The organism is Bacillus sp. RCC_6_1 (genome assembly GCF_041360755.1).
GTDB classification, from domain to species: domain Bacteria; phylum Bacillota; class Bacilli; order Bacillales; family Bacillaceae_G; genus Bacillus_A; species Bacillus_A cereus.
Map to the genome: position 1 here is coordinate 372,381 of NZ_JBFUPV010000001.1, position 18,588 is coordinate 390,968.

Here is an 18,588-nt window from a genome sequence, read left to right on the forward strand (position 1 = left end):
ACCTCAAAATGCAGCGAAAGCAAAGAAGTTAGGTGGGGGATCAACTGCCCATAAAAGTCCGATTGGTTCAACTAATAATCAGTGGGGGATGAAGAAAACCCCCACTGATTAAAGTTTCACTTTATTTTTCGTTTTGAATTTCTTATTTCGCTTTCGAATTCTCCCACGCATTCTCTCATTCTCTTCCCACGTCATATGAAATGACTTAAATTTGAATCTACAGTACGCCAATAGTTGGAATTCTGCCGCTCCGATTGCAACCGCATACATTAATACAGTTCCTACTCCATACATAACAAAAAAATCAATTGAATAATCATTTTGAAAATACATCAAAATAAGTAGTATGAATATATATATTATAGCTCCCTTTATCATAGCTCCTTTTGTCTTACTAAAAAACGAGGTGGATCTTTCATCACTACTAAATGCACCTTCACTTGCTTGTTTAAATGTATCTAGTGTTGCTACAATATGGATAATAACTGCTCCTACAACTAGTAGCCCGGTATACATCCTACCAATTGAATTGTCAGCCATTTCAGAAACAATTGAAACTACAAATAATATCGTTCCAAATTGAAACGCATATAGTAATACGATTAGCGTTTGTAACTTTTGAAATTTAAAACATGCTTTCGGAAATAGATATATAATTAAAAATATAATTTGAATACTAAATAACACAATTTCAGTTTTAACAATTGTTCTATCAAAAAAATTGTTGTAGTAATTCAAATCCCCTACAAAAATAATAAACATAAATATTGAAATATAAAATATTGTTCCAAGCATAAAACCCGTAGCACCTTCAGGACTTAAACGGCCTTGACATGTTATTCGAAATTTATCTAAATCTTCTTCTTTTATTTTCCACACCCTGACATTTCACCTTCTATACAGTTTAAATAATTTTCATCCACTAAAATTCTATTCCATTCTTAATATTTTTAAGTACATAGATTTTTGTACAACTAAATTCAGATAATCTTTTAGGTATATCCCACTTAATAAACTTGCTACTTCTGACAGAACTATCATCATCTTAGCTTTCATCTTTAACTTCATACTGACACCCCGTTAGTTACTCTAGGGATTTTTAGGTTCGTTATGTTCCCTTTTGGAAAGTAATACACTTCACCTGTACTTATTGGTATTTATTTACTCATACAGATTATATTGAGGATACTTTAATTTTTAATAGCATCGATTTATATCCAACCCTTAATTGCTTATATATTCTATTTGAATTTTCAGAACCCGAAATTTATTTTATTTCTTTGGCTTGTTTTTTTCCTTCTCTTCATAAAGCTTTAGTCTTTTCTGACGTTCCTTTTCGTGCTCCTCCCACGAAATATAAAATGATGGAAATTTAAATCTACAATAGGCTAATAATTGGAACTCTGCTGCACCTATGGCTACTGCGTACATTATTAAAGTTCCTCCCGCATACAATCCAAAAATCTTCAGTGTATAATCATTATACACATAAATTAAAATGAGAAGAGTTAACACATAAATTAGAGCACACTTAATTGCAATCCTCTTTGTTTTACTAAAAAATGATGAGGATTCTTCTCCCGTATTAAATGCCCCTTTACTTGCCTGTCTAAAAGTATCAATAGTCGCTAAAATATGTAATATGACTGCACCTAAAAATAATAACCCAACATACATTAATGTAATTTGATCAATTGAATAATTTGACATTCCCGGGATTATCAACATTGTAAATGTAATAGTACCTAGCTGAAACGCATATAACAGTACCACAAGTGTTTGTAGTTTCTGAAATTTAAATGGCATCTTAGGAAACAGATAAATAATTAAAAAAATTACTTGAAGACTATAAAGCACTAACTCAAGGCTAACAATTATTTTATCAAAGAGAGTCGGGTAATAACTCCAACCAAACCTTATTAACCCTACAATAAGAAAAAACATTATTAATGAAATAAAAAACATCGTTCCAAACATAAACCCTGTAGCCCAGTCGGGACTTAAGCGGTTCTTACAAGTACTTTTAAATTCATTTAAATCTTCTTCTTTTATATTCCACATATAATTACACCATCTTTTCTAAAATCATGTAATAACTCTATTTTTGTAGACAAACTGAAAGTAAATAAATGTTTTTAGTATTTCATATTAAACTAGCCTTTTTTACTTTTTTTAACAAACACAAAATACAGCGATAGCATTAGTATTAAGCCTATTCCACAAACCAATACACCTCCATATTCTTTCTGGTATAAAAAAATAAACATAGTAACAATATAGCTCGGTATTGACAAAATAATGAGCCACTTCCCCAGAAACTCTGCTATTTTATATAGAATTAAAAAGATAAACATAATCCCAACAATAATAGGTGCTATTACACCTTCAAAAAAACCTTTTTCTTTTTTTACGGCTTTAGAATCTTTATTCAAGATCTTACATTCCTCCCTTTACTAGTTAATTTATGAATAATGTATTCATTCTATCTTCAATATAAGTTTACGAGTATCATTTACAACTTTCATTTCAGTTTTTGTTTCGCTTTTGTTCTTTCTCTCTTATTCTTTTTCTATTTGCTATAAATTCTTGGCGTTCCTTTTCATGTTGTTCCCACGTAATATTAAATGATGGAAATTTAAAGCGACAATACACCAATAGGACGAATTCTGCTGATACTACAGCGAATATATATAATATTATTGTTTGTACAACATAAATTGCTATTTGGCTAAATGTATAATTAAGATTTAGAAAAATTAATATAAGTAGAACCATTACACCAATTGTCATTCCAATCGATAAATATAATTTTGCGTTAGTAAAAAATGAGACAGCTGGCCCTTCCGATTTATATCCTCCATGTTTTGCCTTTTTAAAAACATCAATTGTAGTTACAATGTGAGTACAAAGCGCCCCTAACATTATTAAACCAATATAAACTAACGTTTTATTATTACTTGGAAAATCAAACATTCCTTCAACCATCATAACGATAAATGGTAATGTTGCTAATTGAAAAGAATAAAATAAAGTCACGATGGCTTGGAGTTTCTGTAATTTAAAAGCAACCTTTGAAGACATGAAAATTATTAAAAAAATCAACTCCAAAATGTATAACTTTACCTCAGATCGTACCAAAAATGTTTCAAATGGTGTTAAAGAAATCTTATCACCGTTCAGCAAAACACCTAAAAACATGATGAACATTGGTATAGAAGTATATACAAAAACTCCCCCATAAAAGATTCTTATATAATCCGGACTTAATCGATTTTTATTTACAATTTTGAAAAAACCTAAATCTTCTTCCTTTATTTTAAGCATTCATCTTTCCTCATTTCGACGCAAAACTTATTTTATTTCTTTGGCTTGCTTTTTTTCCTTTTCTTCATAAAGCTTTAGTCTTTTCTGACGTTCCCTTTCATGCTCCTCCCACGAAATATAAAATGATGGAAATTTAAATCTACAATAGGCTAATAATTGGAACTCTGCTGCACCTATGGCTACCGAATATAGTATAAGGGTCAATACGGCATACCAACCTATTTGCTCCATCGTATAATCATTATTAATATAAATTAAGATTAAGAGAGTTAATACACATAATATAGAGGCAATCATTAAAAAATCTTTTGTCTTACTAAAAAATGAAACTGAATTTTCCCACTTACTAAATGCGCCTTCGCTAGCTTGCTTAAAGGTATTAATCGTTGTAAAAATATGAATAATAAAAGCTCCTAACAATAATAAGGCTACATAAGTCAATGTAATACGATCATTTGAATAACCAAAAATACTCGAAACAACTACTGTTACAAATCCTATAGTCGCAAGTTGAAGTGCATATAACAATATAACTATAGCTTGTAACTTTTGAAATTTAAAACGGGCTTTGGGAAATAGATATACAATAAGAAAAATGATTTGTAAGCTATACAAACATAACTCTATTTTAATAATTGTTTCCTCTAGTAAACTAGGATATACTGACCAACCAAATTTCACCAAACCATAAATTACACCTAACATGATTAATGAGGTGTATATGATTGAACCTAGCATAAAACCTACAGTAGCCTCAGGACTTAAACGATTTCTACATGTTATTTTAAATTCATCTAAATCTTTTTCTTTTATATTCCACATCCAAGTTTCCCACCTTTAACTACCTTTACTTAAATCATATAGATTAAAAATAAAAACCTTCTTATAGCCTCCATATTTTTCTTTTTTAAAAGTATGGATTGTAATTACAATATGAGTAGTAATCGCTCTTAATAATAATAGACCTATATAACATACGGTTAAATTTTCACAAGTATATCCAAATATCGCTTCAATTAATACATACGCATACCCTACCGTTGCAACTTGAAACGAGTTAAACACAATTACAATGGCTTGTAACTTTTGTAATTTAAATCTTAATTTCGGAAATGAATAGATAATCAAAAAAAGGGTTTGCAGAATATATAATACTAACTCTACACAAACAAATATTCGTTCAAAAGATTTTGGATAAGCCTCCCAACCAAGTTGTAAAAACCCAAAAACAATAAAAAACATCGGTAATGAAGCGTATACAAAGACTCCAACTAAAAAGGCCATTACACCATCAGGACTTAATCGGTTTTTATTTGTAATTTGAAAAAAGCCTAAATCTTCTTCTTGTATTTCAAGGATTCACCTTTCCTCATTTCGATGCAAAACTTATTTTATTTCTTTTTCTTTCTTTTCTTCTCTCTCTTTATAGCGCTTTAAGAATTCCTGGCGCTCCCTTTCGTATTCCTCCCACGAAATATAAAATGATGGAAATTTAAATCTACAATAGGCTAATAATTGGAACTCAGCTGCGCCTATGGCTATCGCGTACATGATGAACGTAAATATAAAGTAACCAAACATTATGCTCAATGAGTAATTATTTTGTATATAAATTAAAACGAGAAGAATTAGTACATAAATTACCACACCAAACATTACATTTTTCTTTGCCTTATTAAAAAATGAAGTAGATCTTTCTCCCATATTAAACGCACCTTTACTTGCTTGTTTAAAAGTATCAAATGTTGTTACACCATGAACAAGTATTGCTCCTAATACTAGTAAACCTACATAAATAAGCGTAATAAAATTAATAGAATAATTACTCATCCCTGGAAGAACAAATGCCGTAAGACCTATAGTACCTAACTGAAACGCATATAATAATATCACCAATGTCTGGAGCTTTTGAAATTTAAAACGTACCTTAGGGATCAGATATATAATAAAAAAGATTACTTGTAGGCTATATAACAACAATTCCATTCTAACTATTACTGTGTCAAAAAGAGTCGGATAGTAATCCCAGCCAAATCTAATTAATGCTACAAAAATAAAAAGCATCAATAACGAACTATAAAGCATTCCACCAAACATAAACAACATAGCTCCTTCAGGGCTTAAACGATGTCTACATGTTATTTTAAATTCATCTAAATCTTCTTCTTTTATGTTCCACATCCAATTGTCCCACCCTTAACTACATTCCCTTAAATCATGTAGATTAAAAATAAAAACCTTCTCATTTTGATGAAAAGAGAAGGTTCTATTAATCTCAGATATTGTTACATTATAATAATGATTCTTTTTAAGCTATTTCATAGTGCTCTGCTATTTTTTTACACATCTTTTTATATTCCAGCATCCACTCTGCTATTTCTTCTTTCTCTTCGTCAGTGGATTTTTTCTTATATTTAAAACCAATCACTTTCATATCCGAAAATACTTATTCTTCCATTTCCTCATCTACCGGAATACATTGGATAATAACTTTTGTTGTGTTTGAAACTTGTACAAAAATTTCAAATGTACCAACAAACATAGCAACCGTTCGGGATAATTCTTTATTACTAATATATAAAATCATTGCAAGTTCTTCTGCAAATTTAGGTATATAAACAATATATCAAGCATTTCAACAGCTATTATGCAATCATCCACCGATACTTTATCCAATATTTTCTGTTCAATTAATCCCCCAGTTTTATCCCCACACTCTTACTGAAAGTACAAAGGTTTTTCTTTTGAAAATAACCACATATGTAGGCCCCTTACTACTAAAAACAACAATTAGAACTCTTAATTCAAGAATACCTTTATATACTTCTATAAAACAAAACTAAAATTAGGGTTTTACTTTTCATATCTTTATTACTAAAAGTGTACTAAATTATTATTGTGTATCTACTGCAATTTTTATTTCAACATACTGTAACTCTTCATCACCACTAAAAATATGGTAAATAGGTGAGATCATATCAAGTTCATTATCTTCCATATACTGAAGAATCTCAGCATATGCATACTCTGTTAATGTTTCAAAATCTCCTGCATATCTTTTCATTAGCATGTTATCAACATAGTAATAACTTCGAAACTTCATTGTTTCTGATTTAGGAATACTACTCTCATATACTGGCATAAATAATTCAATAAACATATCTCCATCTGATGGTACATTTTTCAGCGCATAAAACATTGGACCTTTGACCGTTAAATTCGCTTGCGCAATTTCTGTCAATAAATCTTCTATTATTTTTTCCATATCAGTATAGTGAAAAAAATATTCTCTCGATACAACATTTGTATAAGCAATGCTTTGTTCCTCAACTATCATCGCACTAATTCACCTACTTCAATAATAGGAGCATAAATATCCAACCACATATCACCATATACATCTAAACATACGTGATAAAAGCTACTATCTAATTTCATATGATTCTGTTCAGCAAATTCATTTAAAACACGATAAGCGTCTTCAATATCACCATCTTCATCTGAGAATCTAACACAAAGTGCTTCTTCAATAAGAATTGCATCAATATACTCATAAGGTGAATCCTCTTCCATATTTACCCTTCCATTCACTGGGACACAATACATATATTCACCATATTCCGGTTCATTCTCTAATGGTGAATACGTAAAAAGAACAGGTCCTATTGGGTATATATCGTTATGAACTACTTGATTTCTAAGTGCGATAGCTGGTAACAACCAATCATCTTTTTTTACTATTTGAGTGATGCTTATTAAATTTAAAAGCGATAATGCTTTATACTGAACTTTCATAATCTCTACCCCTTATACAGTGATTTATTTATTTCTTCACAAATAGATTCTTCCACGCACATAAAAAAAACAGTTTATGACTATCATTTACAAATCTCATTTCAATTTTTATTTTTCTTTTGTTCTTTTTCTCTGATTCTTTTTCTATTTGCTATAAATTCTTGGCGTTCCTTTTCATGTTGTTCCCACGTAATATTAAAAGATGGGAATTTGAAGCGACAATACACCAATAGGACGAATTCTGCTGATGCAACGGCAAATACATATAATATTATTGTTTGTAAAAAATAGAACACCATTGGCTTTAGCGCAAAATGAATACTTGCAAAGATTAATATCAAAAGGACAACTATATAAATAAACATTCCAATTAACATCCAAAGTTTTGTATTAGTAAAAAATGAGGCTGACTCCCCTTTTAACTTATAGCCTCCATATTTTGCTTTTTTAAAAGTATGGATTGTTATTACAATATGAGTAATTATCGCTCCTAATAATAATAGACCTACATAAAATACTGTTAGATTTTCACAAGAATATCCAAATATTGCTTCAATTAATACATACGCATACCCTACCGTTGCAACTTGAAACGAGTTAAACACAATTACAATGGCTTGTAACTTTTGTAATTTAAATCTTAATTTCGGAAATGAATAGATTATCAAAAAAAGGATTTGCAGAATATATAATGCTAACTCTACAGAAACAATTATTCGTTCAAAAGATTTTGGATAAGCCTCCCAACCAAGTTGTAAAAAACCCAAAATAATAAAAAACATCGGTAATGAAGCATATACAAAGACTCCAACTAAAAATGCCATTACACCATCAGGACTTAATCGGTTTTTATTTGTAACTTTGAAAAAGTCTAAATCTTCTTCTTTTATGTTCCACATTCACTTATCCTACTTTCAAATTTTATATTCATCACCAAAATATTGACTTCAATTTTTTTATAACTGTTACATTCTCTTTCGTAAATTCTTTATAATTTCCAGACTTTAAATTATCGTTCATATTTACCGCCCATTTTACTAATTTCTTTGTTCCGCTAACTACACTTTCGCCTCCCAATCTATCAGATTTTGTGTTTAAGCCTACTGAGATTAGAACACCAGCCACTGCGCCTACCGCTCCTCCTGCCAAGGTACCAAGTGGTCCTAACGCAGTCCCAATCGCTGCTCCAGTTGCTGCTGCTCCCGCTGCATATGCTAAGTCCACACCTGTATCTAATGCAACATCTCTTACATCCTGTAGCTGAAATCCATCATCTTGTGACTGTATAATATTATCTACAACTGTCAACCCCGTTCCCATAATTGCCACACTTTTGAAGAGCGTCCCAGTACCTTTGAGTTTTTTAAATGTCTCTGGCCATTTCTTAAAATTGAATTCGTCAATGCTCTTTTGAAATTCGGTCCCAAATGAATCTGTCCATTTATTTTTAAATGCTTTTAAAAAACCTTCTTCCTTCCGAGTCATCATAAAATCTTCACCCGCTTTAAATTCAGGCAATTTATAAATATCTTTTTTTGCTTGTTTTATTACATTTCTTGTTTCGTTGTTGTACTTGACTTTAAATTTATCTTTAAAAATAAATTTAAAAATAGCATCTTCATTTGCATCTGTAGCTAAAAGTTTGGAAGCCGCTACAATATCGGCATCGTTTAAAGTTTTAAATACATATGCCCCTTTTCCTTTTCGAGCATTAACATCAAAATCAACACCAAATCCCAAATTTTTTTTCATGTAAACAAGGCGTAAATAACCAGAAAATAATCCGACTACTCCTTTTTTCGCTTTACCCGTATATCCCGCAATCATTTTAGCTACTCCAACTATAGATGCGAAGGTTCCTTCAGACAGAAGTTTTTCGGTTGTATCACTAGAAAAGTTCCCTTCAGTCTCTTGTATTTGTCTCATAGCACCATCTAATCCGCGTAACATGTCATCAAAATTTTGAAGATCATTTTGTTGACTATTGTAAGCCTCTAGTTTTTCTAACGTATCACTGATTTCTTTTTGACTTTTTTCAACCCCTTCAGAAATTCCTGATGATGGGGGATAATGGATCGGAACAATATCATTAATTGAACTGATAGTCTGTTGTGCTAATTCATTTGATTGATTAAAACTGTTACTATACCCATTAATTTTTTGCTTTACATTATCTAAATAACTCCCATAAATTTTCGTATCTGCATCACTATCAACAGAACTATTAAAATCTTCTATTGCTTTTTCAAATTGCATGCTTAAGCTTTCTGCTGCGACCATACAACCTGAAATAACACTTCCATGAACTCTAGATAAATGGCCTTTAATTCCATCAGCAGCAGCACCTTGAAATGAATTAATCTCACTAAAATCCGCTATCTTTCCTAATAATGATTCAAACTGTTGATTCAACTCAGTGGCACTTGCTTGAAATCTATTTTGAAGTTCTTTTACTTCTTGTAACTCTATATTTTTATCCACGTTTCTCCCTCCTTATTTTGCATGATAATTTGAATCTATCATTCTTAATTGCTTCTCAAGTTGTTCGTCTTTTTCAACTATTTTCTCCCCAGTTTGTTGTATTTTATTTAAGTCATTTTCTAATATCTGTTCATATCGCTGCACCTTTTGAGATAACTTTTCAATTGCTTCACAATATTGAATCAGCCTAGTCAAATTCGTACGACTCAACTGCATACCATTAAATTTAGTCTTACCTAAATCACTAGCACCACTTTTCAAATCACTTACTTTCGCATCAAATACCCCTTTATTTAATTTAATTTCCCCCATTTATCATTTCCCCGCCTTCTGTACTTCTACTTGAATACTAGCGTCAACCATTGAAACACTTCTACTTAGAGAAAGAATACTAGACTCACATGTAGCGATTTCTCTTTCAAGCCGCCGTATAGCTTGATCGATGTCTTCTTGCACTCTCCCTAGTTCTCCGATAAACTTCCCTAAATTCGAAATGACTTGTTGTTCATATGTTTCTTTAAAAGTAGTTGCTCTTTGCCCTTTCCAACTACTTTCGTTTATTTCTAAGGACTTAAACTGCTCTTGATTTTGTTTAATTGCTTCAAGATTATTTACAAATTTCCCTTTAGCAGTTATTAGCCTTCTTAGTTTCATTTGTAGTTCAGCCAATTGCCCTTGTTGATGACTTATACTACTTAATAAACCAGATTTTTGACTATTTAATTCCTCTATCCCCATGCAAATCCCCCCTTAAATAGTTGGCACTTTAATTCTAGTAGCAAAACGATTTTCAACAAAATACCCTTCAAATGGATTTAATTTTGTACTACTTAAATCTTTATTAGATACATCGAAGACCATTTGGCCTGATGATTTTCTAAGTAAAATAACATGAGATTGCGTTTTTATTGTTTTTGAAACTAAGTCGTATCGACTGTCAATTGAATCAACATCACAGCCAATTACGAAGTGGATGCCCATAAATGCACCATTTGTTATTAATTCCGCTAAACTATATATATCGCTATCTTCTAAATTACTTAAAATATCATTTACATCTGCAATTACGATTACAATCGGCTTAAATTTCTTAATAAATTCTGCCGGATTCACTGTTTCACTTGATGCTTCCTGCTCCTCTTTAAACGCCGCTTCTCTCGATTTATAAGCGTTTGTAACTTGTTTAATCGTTTTCTCAATTCCTGTTTTTTCAGCTACATATAAAGCAGCGCTCTCTCTATAGTTTGAGAAATTTCGTGTTCTTGTATCAATTAAACCTAGGTCAAAGTGTCCACTGTCTGCTAACTGTTGAAGGAATTGATGAACTACATTTTCAACTTCATCTTTCTTAATTCCCCCTACAACAATATTAGACGCTTCCGTTAAATCTAATTCGAGAGGCGTAACGTTTTCTGTCTCTACACCAAATGTTAGTTTGCCTGCTTCAATAATTTTTCTTGTTTCTGGCCATGCAATGAATTCCTTGTATTCCAGAACTTCAGGTACCATAGGAATTGCTTTCGGTCTTTCTCCATCCCAGAAGGAATCCATCTCTTTTCCTTCAGCTTGTATATTTTCAATTCGAGTAAGGACATCTTCTCCATTTGTCGGTAAAGCTGTTTGGAAGATTGTTGGTTCGTCAATTTTAACTAAACCACGGCCTGCTAATTCTTCAATTTTTAAGTCTGTTCTTCCTACAATAGCTCTAGATTCTGCCTCATCTATCATATATAGAGCAATTTGTAGTTTAATATTTGTATTTACTTGTACTCTCAATGCATTTTGACGTGTAGCCGTAAGCATTAAATGAATTCCTACTGCTGCCCCTTCACGTACAATTTGTGCAATAATGCGTTCAAAGTCTTCGACAAATCCAGCTTCTCTAACAGCATCATAGTTATCTAACGTAATTAATATTGTTGGTAATACTTCTTTACTAGCTCTCTCATACATTTCAAGACTCGCAACACCATATTTACTTAGCAATTGCTTTCTATCTTTTAATAGGTCTTCTATGCGACGAAGAAATTTCTCGCATTTTTCAACTTGGTCTAATGTAATGATGTCTGCCACATGCGGTAAAGATTTTAATGGCATTAAGCCATTTGTTCCGAAGTCTAATAAATACACATGCAAATGCTCCGGACTATGCTGACGAGCTACATCCATAATGACTGATTGTAAGAATGTTGATTTTCCGTAGCCTGGACTTGAGAAGACCGCTACGTGTCCGTCTTTACTAATATCTAGTGTTAATGGTGTTTGTGATTGTAATTCAGGCTGATCTAGTAGACCAATTGTTGCTTGTAATGGTTTCTTTTCTTTCGTCCATGCTTCTTTGAACTGAATAGCGTGTAAGTCTTGTAAATATACGCTTTCTGGAAGTGGTGGTAACCACGGTCTAGCTAACGCTTCAATTTCATTTATTTCTGCGTAATCGTGAATGTAGTCAATAACAGCATCCAGTTCAGATGGTACGCTTATTACTTCTTTACTGCTACCAAGTCCACTTAAGTCTTCACTTAATATTTCATATTGTCCTAGATCATTTATTGCATAGATTGTTGCGTCTAAATGTTCTTTATCCTCTTTGTTTTCTACATAGTCTGCTCCGCTCCAAGCTGATTGGAATAGTTCATAAATTTCATTATTCCCAACTTGTAAATAAGCACGTCCTGGTAATGTAATTTCAGCAGCATCTGGTGTTTTTAAAATTTCATTACTATCTGATGTATTTTGCACTTTTAATGCTAGTTTGAATTTCGAGTTACTCCAAATTTGATCATCTACAACACCACTCGGTTTTTGCGTAGCTAATATTAAATGGATTCCGAGTGAACGACCGATACGCGCTGTTGAAACTAACTCTTTCATAAATTCTGGTTGTTCTGACTTCAGTTCCGCGAATTCATCACTAATTAAAAATAGATGTGGCATCGGCTCACTTACTAAGCCTTCTTTATACAATTTTTGATACTGATTAATATGGTTTACATCATTTTCTCCAAATAAGCGTTGTCTTTTTTGCAATTCAGCTTTAATTGATGCGAGCGCTCTCATACTTTGTGCTCCATCTAAGTTCGTAATTGTTCCTAATAAATGCGGTAAGTTTTTGAATAAATTCGCCATACCGCCGCCTTTATAGTCAATGAGTAGAAAGGCTACTTCGTACGGGTGGAAATTGACTGCTAGAGATAAAATATACGATTGTATAATTTCCGATTTACCTGAACCTGTTGTACCTGCTATTAATCCGTGTGGTCCGTGTGCTTTTTCGTGTAAGTTTAAGTTTACGATATCTTCTTTACCACGTAATCCAAGTGGTACAGCTAAAGATTTATGCGCTGCATTTTTCTCCCAACGACTTGTGATATTCAGTTCTTTTACTTTTTCAACGCCGTACATTTCTAAAAATGTTACGCTTTCTGGAATACTATTTTTTAAGTTTTGCAAATGATTTAATGGTGCTAATGCCCGTGAAATATCTTCTAAATTGAACCCTTTCGGTACGTGATTTAGTTTAAATTGACGGTTAACAAGCTCTCCTTGCTCTAAGATGATGTTCCCTTGTTTTGCATCTCTTATATCTATTACCGTTTTCACATGCTCCGGTAAACTTTGCATAACATCTTGTACAAATACAAGTGATACACCTAATTGACTCGGATCATCATTAAAGAATTCCATAACAACATGGTCTAATATTAGTTTTTCATCTGTAATGAGAACGACATAGTGCGGTGCAAAGTACATTTTTTCATTAGTAGAACTTTTTTCATCTAGTTTTAATTTTCGTTCTTTCAATATTTGATACAAACTATTTAACACTTGATCACGGCTACGATCATGGTATACAAATCCACGTACATTTATATCGCGAACACTTCCATGAGGTAACCAGCGCATCCAATCCCATTTTTCTTTTTCTTCTTCCGGAAAAATAGTAATAAACTGCAAGTCATAATAACTATGGAATAAAGCCGTTTGTGCAACTAATAATTGTAATTGCTCTAACACTAAAGAGCGTTGGCCAATATAACCGACTGGTCCATTCATTAAATCTGTTACAACTGGTACATCTTCCAATGATAGATAACGCTGTCTTAGTTCACGTGCTATATCGATTAATTCATCTTTCGTTTGACTAAATTCTTCTTCATTAAATTGAATTTCAAAACTCGTATTAGCTTGTCCTGTTCCAACGCTAAATGTTAAGAAATCATGATGTAACATTGTTTTTTCATAAATTCTAGGATTTACTTGAACTGCCATATTACGTATTACTTCTACATTTGGATTGTGATAATGTAATGCGTGACGCTGTTTTTCACTTTCTGCATGTAAATCTTTCGTTTTTTGTTTTATATACTCTCTATAGCTTTTATCTCGTTCAACAATGTCGACTTTATATTGCTTCAAATTTTTAATATACGATGTGACAGAAACAATGATTGTTACTAATGTCATCGCAATCGATGCGATAATAAACATTCCATATTTCATGAAAATAGCAAGTAATACAGTTACGACAATCATGACAAGTGAAGGTGCAATGATTCTTGCTAAATGCTCCGTTGGTTTTGATGGCATACTTGAAGGCTTTGCAATTGTCATTTTCTCTTCTGGTTCACGGTAAATAATACGTGGTGAACGATGATAGTCTGGATAACCACTTTGATAATTCGTTTCTGATTCTACTAAAATAGGTAACGCAGATTTCACTTTATCTTCTGAAGAAAGTACTTGAATGTCTTCACTACCAATCTCCAATAAAATACCATCAAAATATAATACGTCTCCTGATTCCAACATAACGCTATCTTTTAACTTCGTATAATTATGAAATACATCCCCGCCATACACGTTCACTTTAAAAGAATCGTACAACGTTTCGCGAGATAGCATTAAATCTACACTAGTCCCGGTAATAGAAATATCATCGTAATCGTTTTGACTCACTGTAAGAGAATGTTTCGTTCCAATATCAAACACTTTAGTTGTGCCAACAATAGATATAAAGATTTTCAAGCTCACATCTCTTGTTTTCCCAATCTCAATTTCCTTATTGAATTCTATTAATTGATCCTGTACCATCCAAGCATTTACTTCATTATTCCACTTTAACTCTACTTCTTGTTCTAAACTTGGATTCGTAATATCATTTGTCCACTCTTTTCCAATCGACACTATTGATTGCTCATTTGGATGTAATGTGCACTTATATATTTTGTCTCCATAAGTCAATACTAATAGTTGCTCCATCCGTGTTCACTGCTCCTTTTCAACTGTCTCATCAAGTGCTTACTCTTTTTTCTCTGTGTCCGACAAATTTTTATCGTTTGATGAATTGCCATATTTCTTTTTATATTCATCTAATTGTTGCTCATATGTTTTTAACTTTTGATCACGTTCTTCCCCTGATAAATCCGGATTATTTTTCAGTGATTCAATTTGTTTAACAAGGCCGTACATAATAAGCTGAGGATCATCAAGTGTCTTAGCTAAATCTAATGATTTATCAAAATTACCTTTTCCGTTATACATCCAATACAGCAAATACTTTTCATCACTTTTCAAACTAATGTTTTTCATAATCGATTTCTTTTGAGCTTCACCTAGTTTTTCAGCTGTAATGTATGCAAATGCTAACTCATATTTAGATGCAATCGGTAATGATTCAAACTCCTCTTCATTCAATTGCGTAATGACTTTGTCATAATCAGTTGCTATGAAACTTGCATTTGCTTCTAACAATTTATTTTGATAAGGAAATTTTATAAAAGTGAAATATATTAAAGGAGCAGCTAAAATAACTGTCGCCGCTATGAAGGAAAAAGCTAAGTATTTAAATGATTTATAGCTTTTTTTAGGTACTAACTGCATATTTTTTTCTGTTTTTGTTTGTTCCTTCTCAAAGCTGTCATCAAGAAACTGCAGTAATGCATCTAAGCTTTCCATTTGAGCAACGGTCTGTTCAAATGTTGTTTCTTTTGCATCTTTTAGTAACCCAGCATACAAATCATCAAAGTTATGTTTTTGGGAGAATAAAGCAATAATTAGACACTTATATTGTGTTAAAAATTGCTCTTCTAATAATGGGGTTGGCGGAACAATATCTCGAATTCCTCTATGTATAATACTTGGTATTAAATTAGCATTAAAAACTATATTGTCTGGATGTAAAAAGAACGTGATTCGTTTATTTAAATATTTACGAAACTGCGCAACATTCCGAAGTAGTCTTAATTTCTCATTTCTTCCAAAACGGCTAAGATCGTCCCACTTATATAATTTTTTATCTACTTGATATAGAAACGTAAACATATCATCCGTTTCTTCTATTGTTAATGGTACAAATTCAGATGATTCGCCCGTAATTATATCGAATTGACGGAAGTCTTTTATACGTGTTTGAGATTTGGTCATCTCCAATTTCCAATTTTCTTTTTCTATTTGAAATTGATAGTTCATTGCATCAATTTGAATTATTTTTTCCGTCATGTTTATCCTCTTCTCCTTTTCTTTATAACCCGTAATAACTTATTTTCAAATAACTAAAAGTAAAAAATATTCTTTATAAAACTTGCAAAATATCTCCATCTGTTATTTGGTGATCAATTAAACGATCATTATCTGTTAAAACAATTGACTTGTTTTTCACTTTAATTACAAAATGTGAACCTTCATGATTATCAATCTTTAGCGTATCTAATAAGTTTTTCAATAAATATTTAATAGATTGATGATTCGGAATACGCAAATCATATGTATTTCCATTCCATTTACTAAAATCTACTGTCACATTGATATGTGTTTGTATTGCCATCACTTTACCTCCAACTTTTACGAAGAACCGTATAAATACCGATGCAAATAAGTAGAATGCCGCCGCCAAATAATAATATTATTGTTATACTAATTGGCTCTTCATTCATTGTTTCATTACTCGCTACTTCATCTGCACTTTTTCTGACAATGTATTCACTGCTAAACAAACTATTTTTCGTATCTTTAACACTATTATTCTCTTTTGGTTTTGTAAAAAGAGAATCTCGCAAAGCTTCCATATCTTTTTGTTCTTTCTTTTTCTTTTTCTCAATTTCTTCTTCTATATCTTTGTTAAATAACTCAATCGATGCTTTATCTAATTCTGTTTCCTTATGTTCCTTTTTATTTTTTTCTTGGTCGCTTTCTTCAAGTCGATCCACTTTAAACTTAATCTTCCCATCATCACCAAGATAACTGTCAGCCGCGCTCCTTATCGGTAGCGCGACAAACAGTAAAAGGATAGAGAGAAATGATAACTTAGCCACTATGCTCCATTGTTTGATCATTTACTTCTTTTTCCTCCCATTTCTTATGCCATACAAATAGATTACTAACCAATCCAATAATGGCAATTACAAACAATACGACAAAAATAACTTTCCCAGTATCTTTACCACTAATAAAATCATTTAGAAAACTTTCTATATACTGAAGCGGTGAGAATTGACGTATCTTTCCGACAGACGACATTTGATCTACTTTACTTCCAACTGCCTCAGTTAAAAATAGGTACATGCTTAAAAATACTAATAGTATAAACATTCCTACCATTTTTATTTGTCGTAATAAGTAGGTTGAGACCAATACAAACGCCATCATAATAAATGTGATGAACGCAATCCATAGTAAACTTTGATCCTGACCGAACTTTAAAAGACGCCCAGAAATGATACCTATACTAATCCCTTCCACAATTGATATACCGAAAGCTACTACTGTAGTTGGTACATTCATATCAATTAATGAGAATTTCTCTTCAAAATGATCTGATTGCATTCGTTTCTTTTCTTGATTCGCAATTGCGTATGCTGTAAATAATGCAACAATGAAACAAGTTAATACAATTAAGTACGGTGTAAAAGCATTACCTGCTGCAATTACTCCATCATTTTGCTTTTGAACTGGACTAGCTAAAAAGTCATATAGCATCTCATTTTGACGATCTCCAATACGGCTATTCGCTAAAATTTTCGTAAAGTTTTTGGAGAATGATTTATCATCTTCTATTTTCTTCGTAAAGTCATTTAATAATAGATCAGCTTTTGAAACAATTGTCGTTCCGCTGTCTTGAATTTCTTTTGCTTGTCCATTAATTTGATCAAATGTTTTATATACATCGTCTGAAGTTGCTAAACTATGCTTCGAACTTTCGACCAATGACTGACTTTGCATCATTAATGATTTAATACCAGAATCTAACGATAAAATAGCTGTTTGCTCACCAGCATGATTTGTTGTTAATACTTGCTGCTCTTCAACTAGCTTTAAGCTATTCTCACGCCATTTCGCTAAACCTTTTAAATACTCTCCTAAATTTTCATTCATACTAGTTGCTTGTTGCGTCGTTCCATTTAATTTCTCCGCTAGTAGCATAGAATTTTGATCCGCACTAGTAATAGATTGTTGATAAGAGTTTATTTTTTGTTTTAAACCTGACATATCTTGCTTTATTTCTGTAGTAATACTTGATGAAACAAGATTTGAAATTAAATCAATTAAACTTTGTTTATTTAATACGTAGTACAAAGATTGATCCGTCGCAATTGCATCTAAACTTCCCTCTTCTAACTTAGGACCTACATCTTTCGTTCTTAAATCAATCCCATAATACATTTCGTAAAGGCTCATTAAACCTTGATAAGTTTCGACTGTATCTACTGCTTCTTTTATTAATACACTAGATATATTTTTTGTTAATACTTCTGCTTTTTGATGTACTACTTGATTCGTTGTACTTTCAGTAACTTTACCGTTATCTGTTCCCGTTTCGCCTCCTGGATTTCCTCCGGTTCCGTTGTCTGTTCCCGTTCCGCCTCCTGGGTTTCCTCCGGTTCCGTTGTCTGTTCCCGTTCCGCCTCCTGGGTTTCCTCCGGTTCCGTTGTCTGTTCCCGTTCCGCCTCCTGGGTTTCCTCCGGTTCCGTTGTCTGTTCCCGTTCCGCC

General features: G+C 32.2%; 19 protein-coding genes and 1 pseudogene. All 20 read right to left on the reverse strand.

Annotation, left to right across the window (positions count from 1 at the left end; genetic code table 11):
* Positions 1-108 precede the first annotated feature (108 nt).
* Positions 109-879 carry a hypothetical protein gene (locus AB6801_RS01800; protein WP_064774891.1) on the reverse strand — a complete coding sequence of 257 codons (771 nt, stop codon included), beginning with the start codon at positions 877-879 and terminating at the stop codon, positions 109-111.
* Between the two features lie 393 nt (positions 880-1,272).
* Entirely contained in the window at positions 1,273-2,061 is a 789-nt protein-coding gene (locus AB6801_RS01805; protein ID WP_062821209.1) for a hypothetical protein, read from the reverse strand.
* A 92-nt stretch (positions 2,062-2,153) separates the two neighbouring features.
* Positions 2,154-2,432 carry a hypothetical protein gene (locus AB6801_RS01810; protein WP_001030796.1) on the reverse strand — a complete coding sequence of 93 codons (279 nt, stop codon included), beginning with the start codon at positions 2,430-2,432 and terminating at the stop codon, positions 2,154-2,156.
* A gap of 94 nt (positions 2,433-2,526) precedes the next feature.
* On the reverse strand, positions 2,527-3,324 hold the full coding sequence (locus tag AB6801_RS01815) for a hypothetical protein (RefSeq protein ID WP_097999316.1): 798 nt from the start codon (positions 3,322-3,324) through the stop codon (positions 2,527-2,529).
* A 27-nt stretch (positions 3,325-3,351) separates the two neighbouring features.
* Positions 3,352-4,146: a hypothetical protein gene (locus AB6801_RS01820; RefSeq protein WP_062821207.1), complete on the reverse strand. Its 795-nt coding sequence runs from the start codon at positions 4,144-4,146 to the stop codon at positions 3,352-3,354.
* A gap of 15 nt (positions 4,147-4,161) precedes the next feature.
* Entirely contained in the window at positions 4,162-4,608 is a 447-nt protein-coding gene (locus AB6801_RS01825) for a hypothetical protein (RefSeq protein ID WP_240514391.1), read from the reverse strand.
* A gap of 102 nt (positions 4,609-4,710) precedes the next feature.
* Positions 4,711-5,505 (reverse strand): hypothetical protein, encoded by a 795-nt coding sequence (locus AB6801_RS01830; RefSeq protein WP_097999317.1) that lies wholly within the window; start codon positions 5,503-5,505, stop codon positions 4,711-4,713.
* Between the two features lie 127 nt (positions 5,506-5,632).
* The gene (locus AB6801_RS01835) at positions 5,633-5,758 is read right to left on the reverse strand and encodes a hypothetical protein (protein ID WP_255262000.1); all 126 of its coding nucleotides are present in this window, start codon (positions 5,756-5,758) and stop codon (positions 5,633-5,635) included.
* A 12-nt stretch (positions 5,759-5,770) separates the two neighbouring features.
* Positions 5,771-5,911 carry a hypothetical protein gene (locus AB6801_RS01840; protein ID WP_238601968.1) on the reverse strand — a complete coding sequence of 47 codons (141 nt, stop codon included), beginning with the start codon at positions 5,909-5,911 and terminating at the stop codon, positions 5,771-5,773.
* A gap of 306 nt (positions 5,912-6,217) precedes the next feature.
* The gene (locus AB6801_RS01845; RefSeq protein WP_000634597.1) at positions 6,218-6,661 is read right to left on the reverse strand and encodes a DUF5085 family protein; all 444 of its coding nucleotides are present in this window, start codon (positions 6,659-6,661) and stop codon (positions 6,218-6,220) included.
* Positions 6,658-7,119, reverse strand: a complete 462-nt coding sequence (locus tag AB6801_RS01850; protein ID WP_061667204.1) for a DUF5085 family protein — start codon at positions 7,117-7,119, stop codon at positions 6,658-6,660. Before AB6801_RS01850 ends, AB6801_RS01845 begins: the two co-directional genes overlap by 4 nt.
* 101 nt (positions 7,120-7,220) lie before the next feature.
* Entirely contained in the window at positions 7,221-8,018 is a 798-nt protein-coding gene (locus AB6801_RS01855) for a hypothetical protein (protein ID WP_097999318.1), read from the reverse strand.
* A gap of 31 nt (positions 8,019-8,049) precedes the next feature.
* Positions 8,050-9,600, reverse strand: a complete 1,551-nt coding sequence (locus tag AB6801_RS01860) for a T7SS effector LXG polymorphic toxin (protein ID WP_097999319.1) — start codon at positions 9,598-9,600, stop codon at positions 8,050-8,052.
* Positions 9,601-9,612: 12 nt separating this feature from the next.
* Entirely contained in the window at positions 9,613-9,912 is a 300-nt protein-coding gene (locus AB6801_RS01865) for a TIGR04197 family type VII secretion effector (protein ID WP_053512322.1), read from the reverse strand.
* A 3-nt stretch (positions 9,913-9,915) separates the two neighbouring features.
* Entirely contained in the window at positions 9,916-10,338 is a 423-nt protein-coding gene (locus tag AB6801_RS01870) for a YwqH-like family protein (RefSeq protein WP_000510565.1), read from the reverse strand.
* Between the two features lie 12 nt (positions 10,339-10,350).
* Positions 10,351-14,862 (reverse strand): type VII secretion protein EssC, encoded by a 4,512-nt coding sequence (essC, locus tag AB6801_RS01875; RefSeq protein WP_048558205.1) that lies wholly within the window; start codon positions 14,860-14,862, stop codon positions 10,351-10,353.
* Positions 14,863-14,901: 39 nt separating this feature from the next.
* Entirely contained in the window at positions 14,902-16,101 is a 1,200-nt protein-coding gene (gene essB, locus AB6801_RS01880; protein ID WP_000136611.1) for a type VII secretion protein EssB, read from the reverse strand.
* A 73-nt stretch (positions 16,102-16,174) separates the two neighbouring features.
* Positions 16,175-16,426 (reverse strand): EsaB/YukD family protein, encoded by a 252-nt coding sequence (locus AB6801_RS01885; RefSeq protein WP_001007571.1) that lies wholly within the window; start codon positions 16,424-16,426, stop codon positions 16,175-16,177.
* A gap of 4 nt (positions 16,427-16,430) precedes the next feature.
* Positions 16,431-16,934: a type VII secretion protein EssA gene (gene essA, locus AB6801_RS01890; RefSeq protein WP_000595655.1), complete on the reverse strand. Its 504-nt coding sequence runs from the start codon at positions 16,932-16,934 to the stop codon at positions 16,431-16,433.
* Positions 16,906-18,588 (reverse strand): annotated as a pseudogene (locus tag AB6801_RS01895) (type VII secretion protein EsaA); the annotation flags it as partial. The pseudogene AB6801_RS01895 and the gene essA, both read right to left, overlap by 29 nt.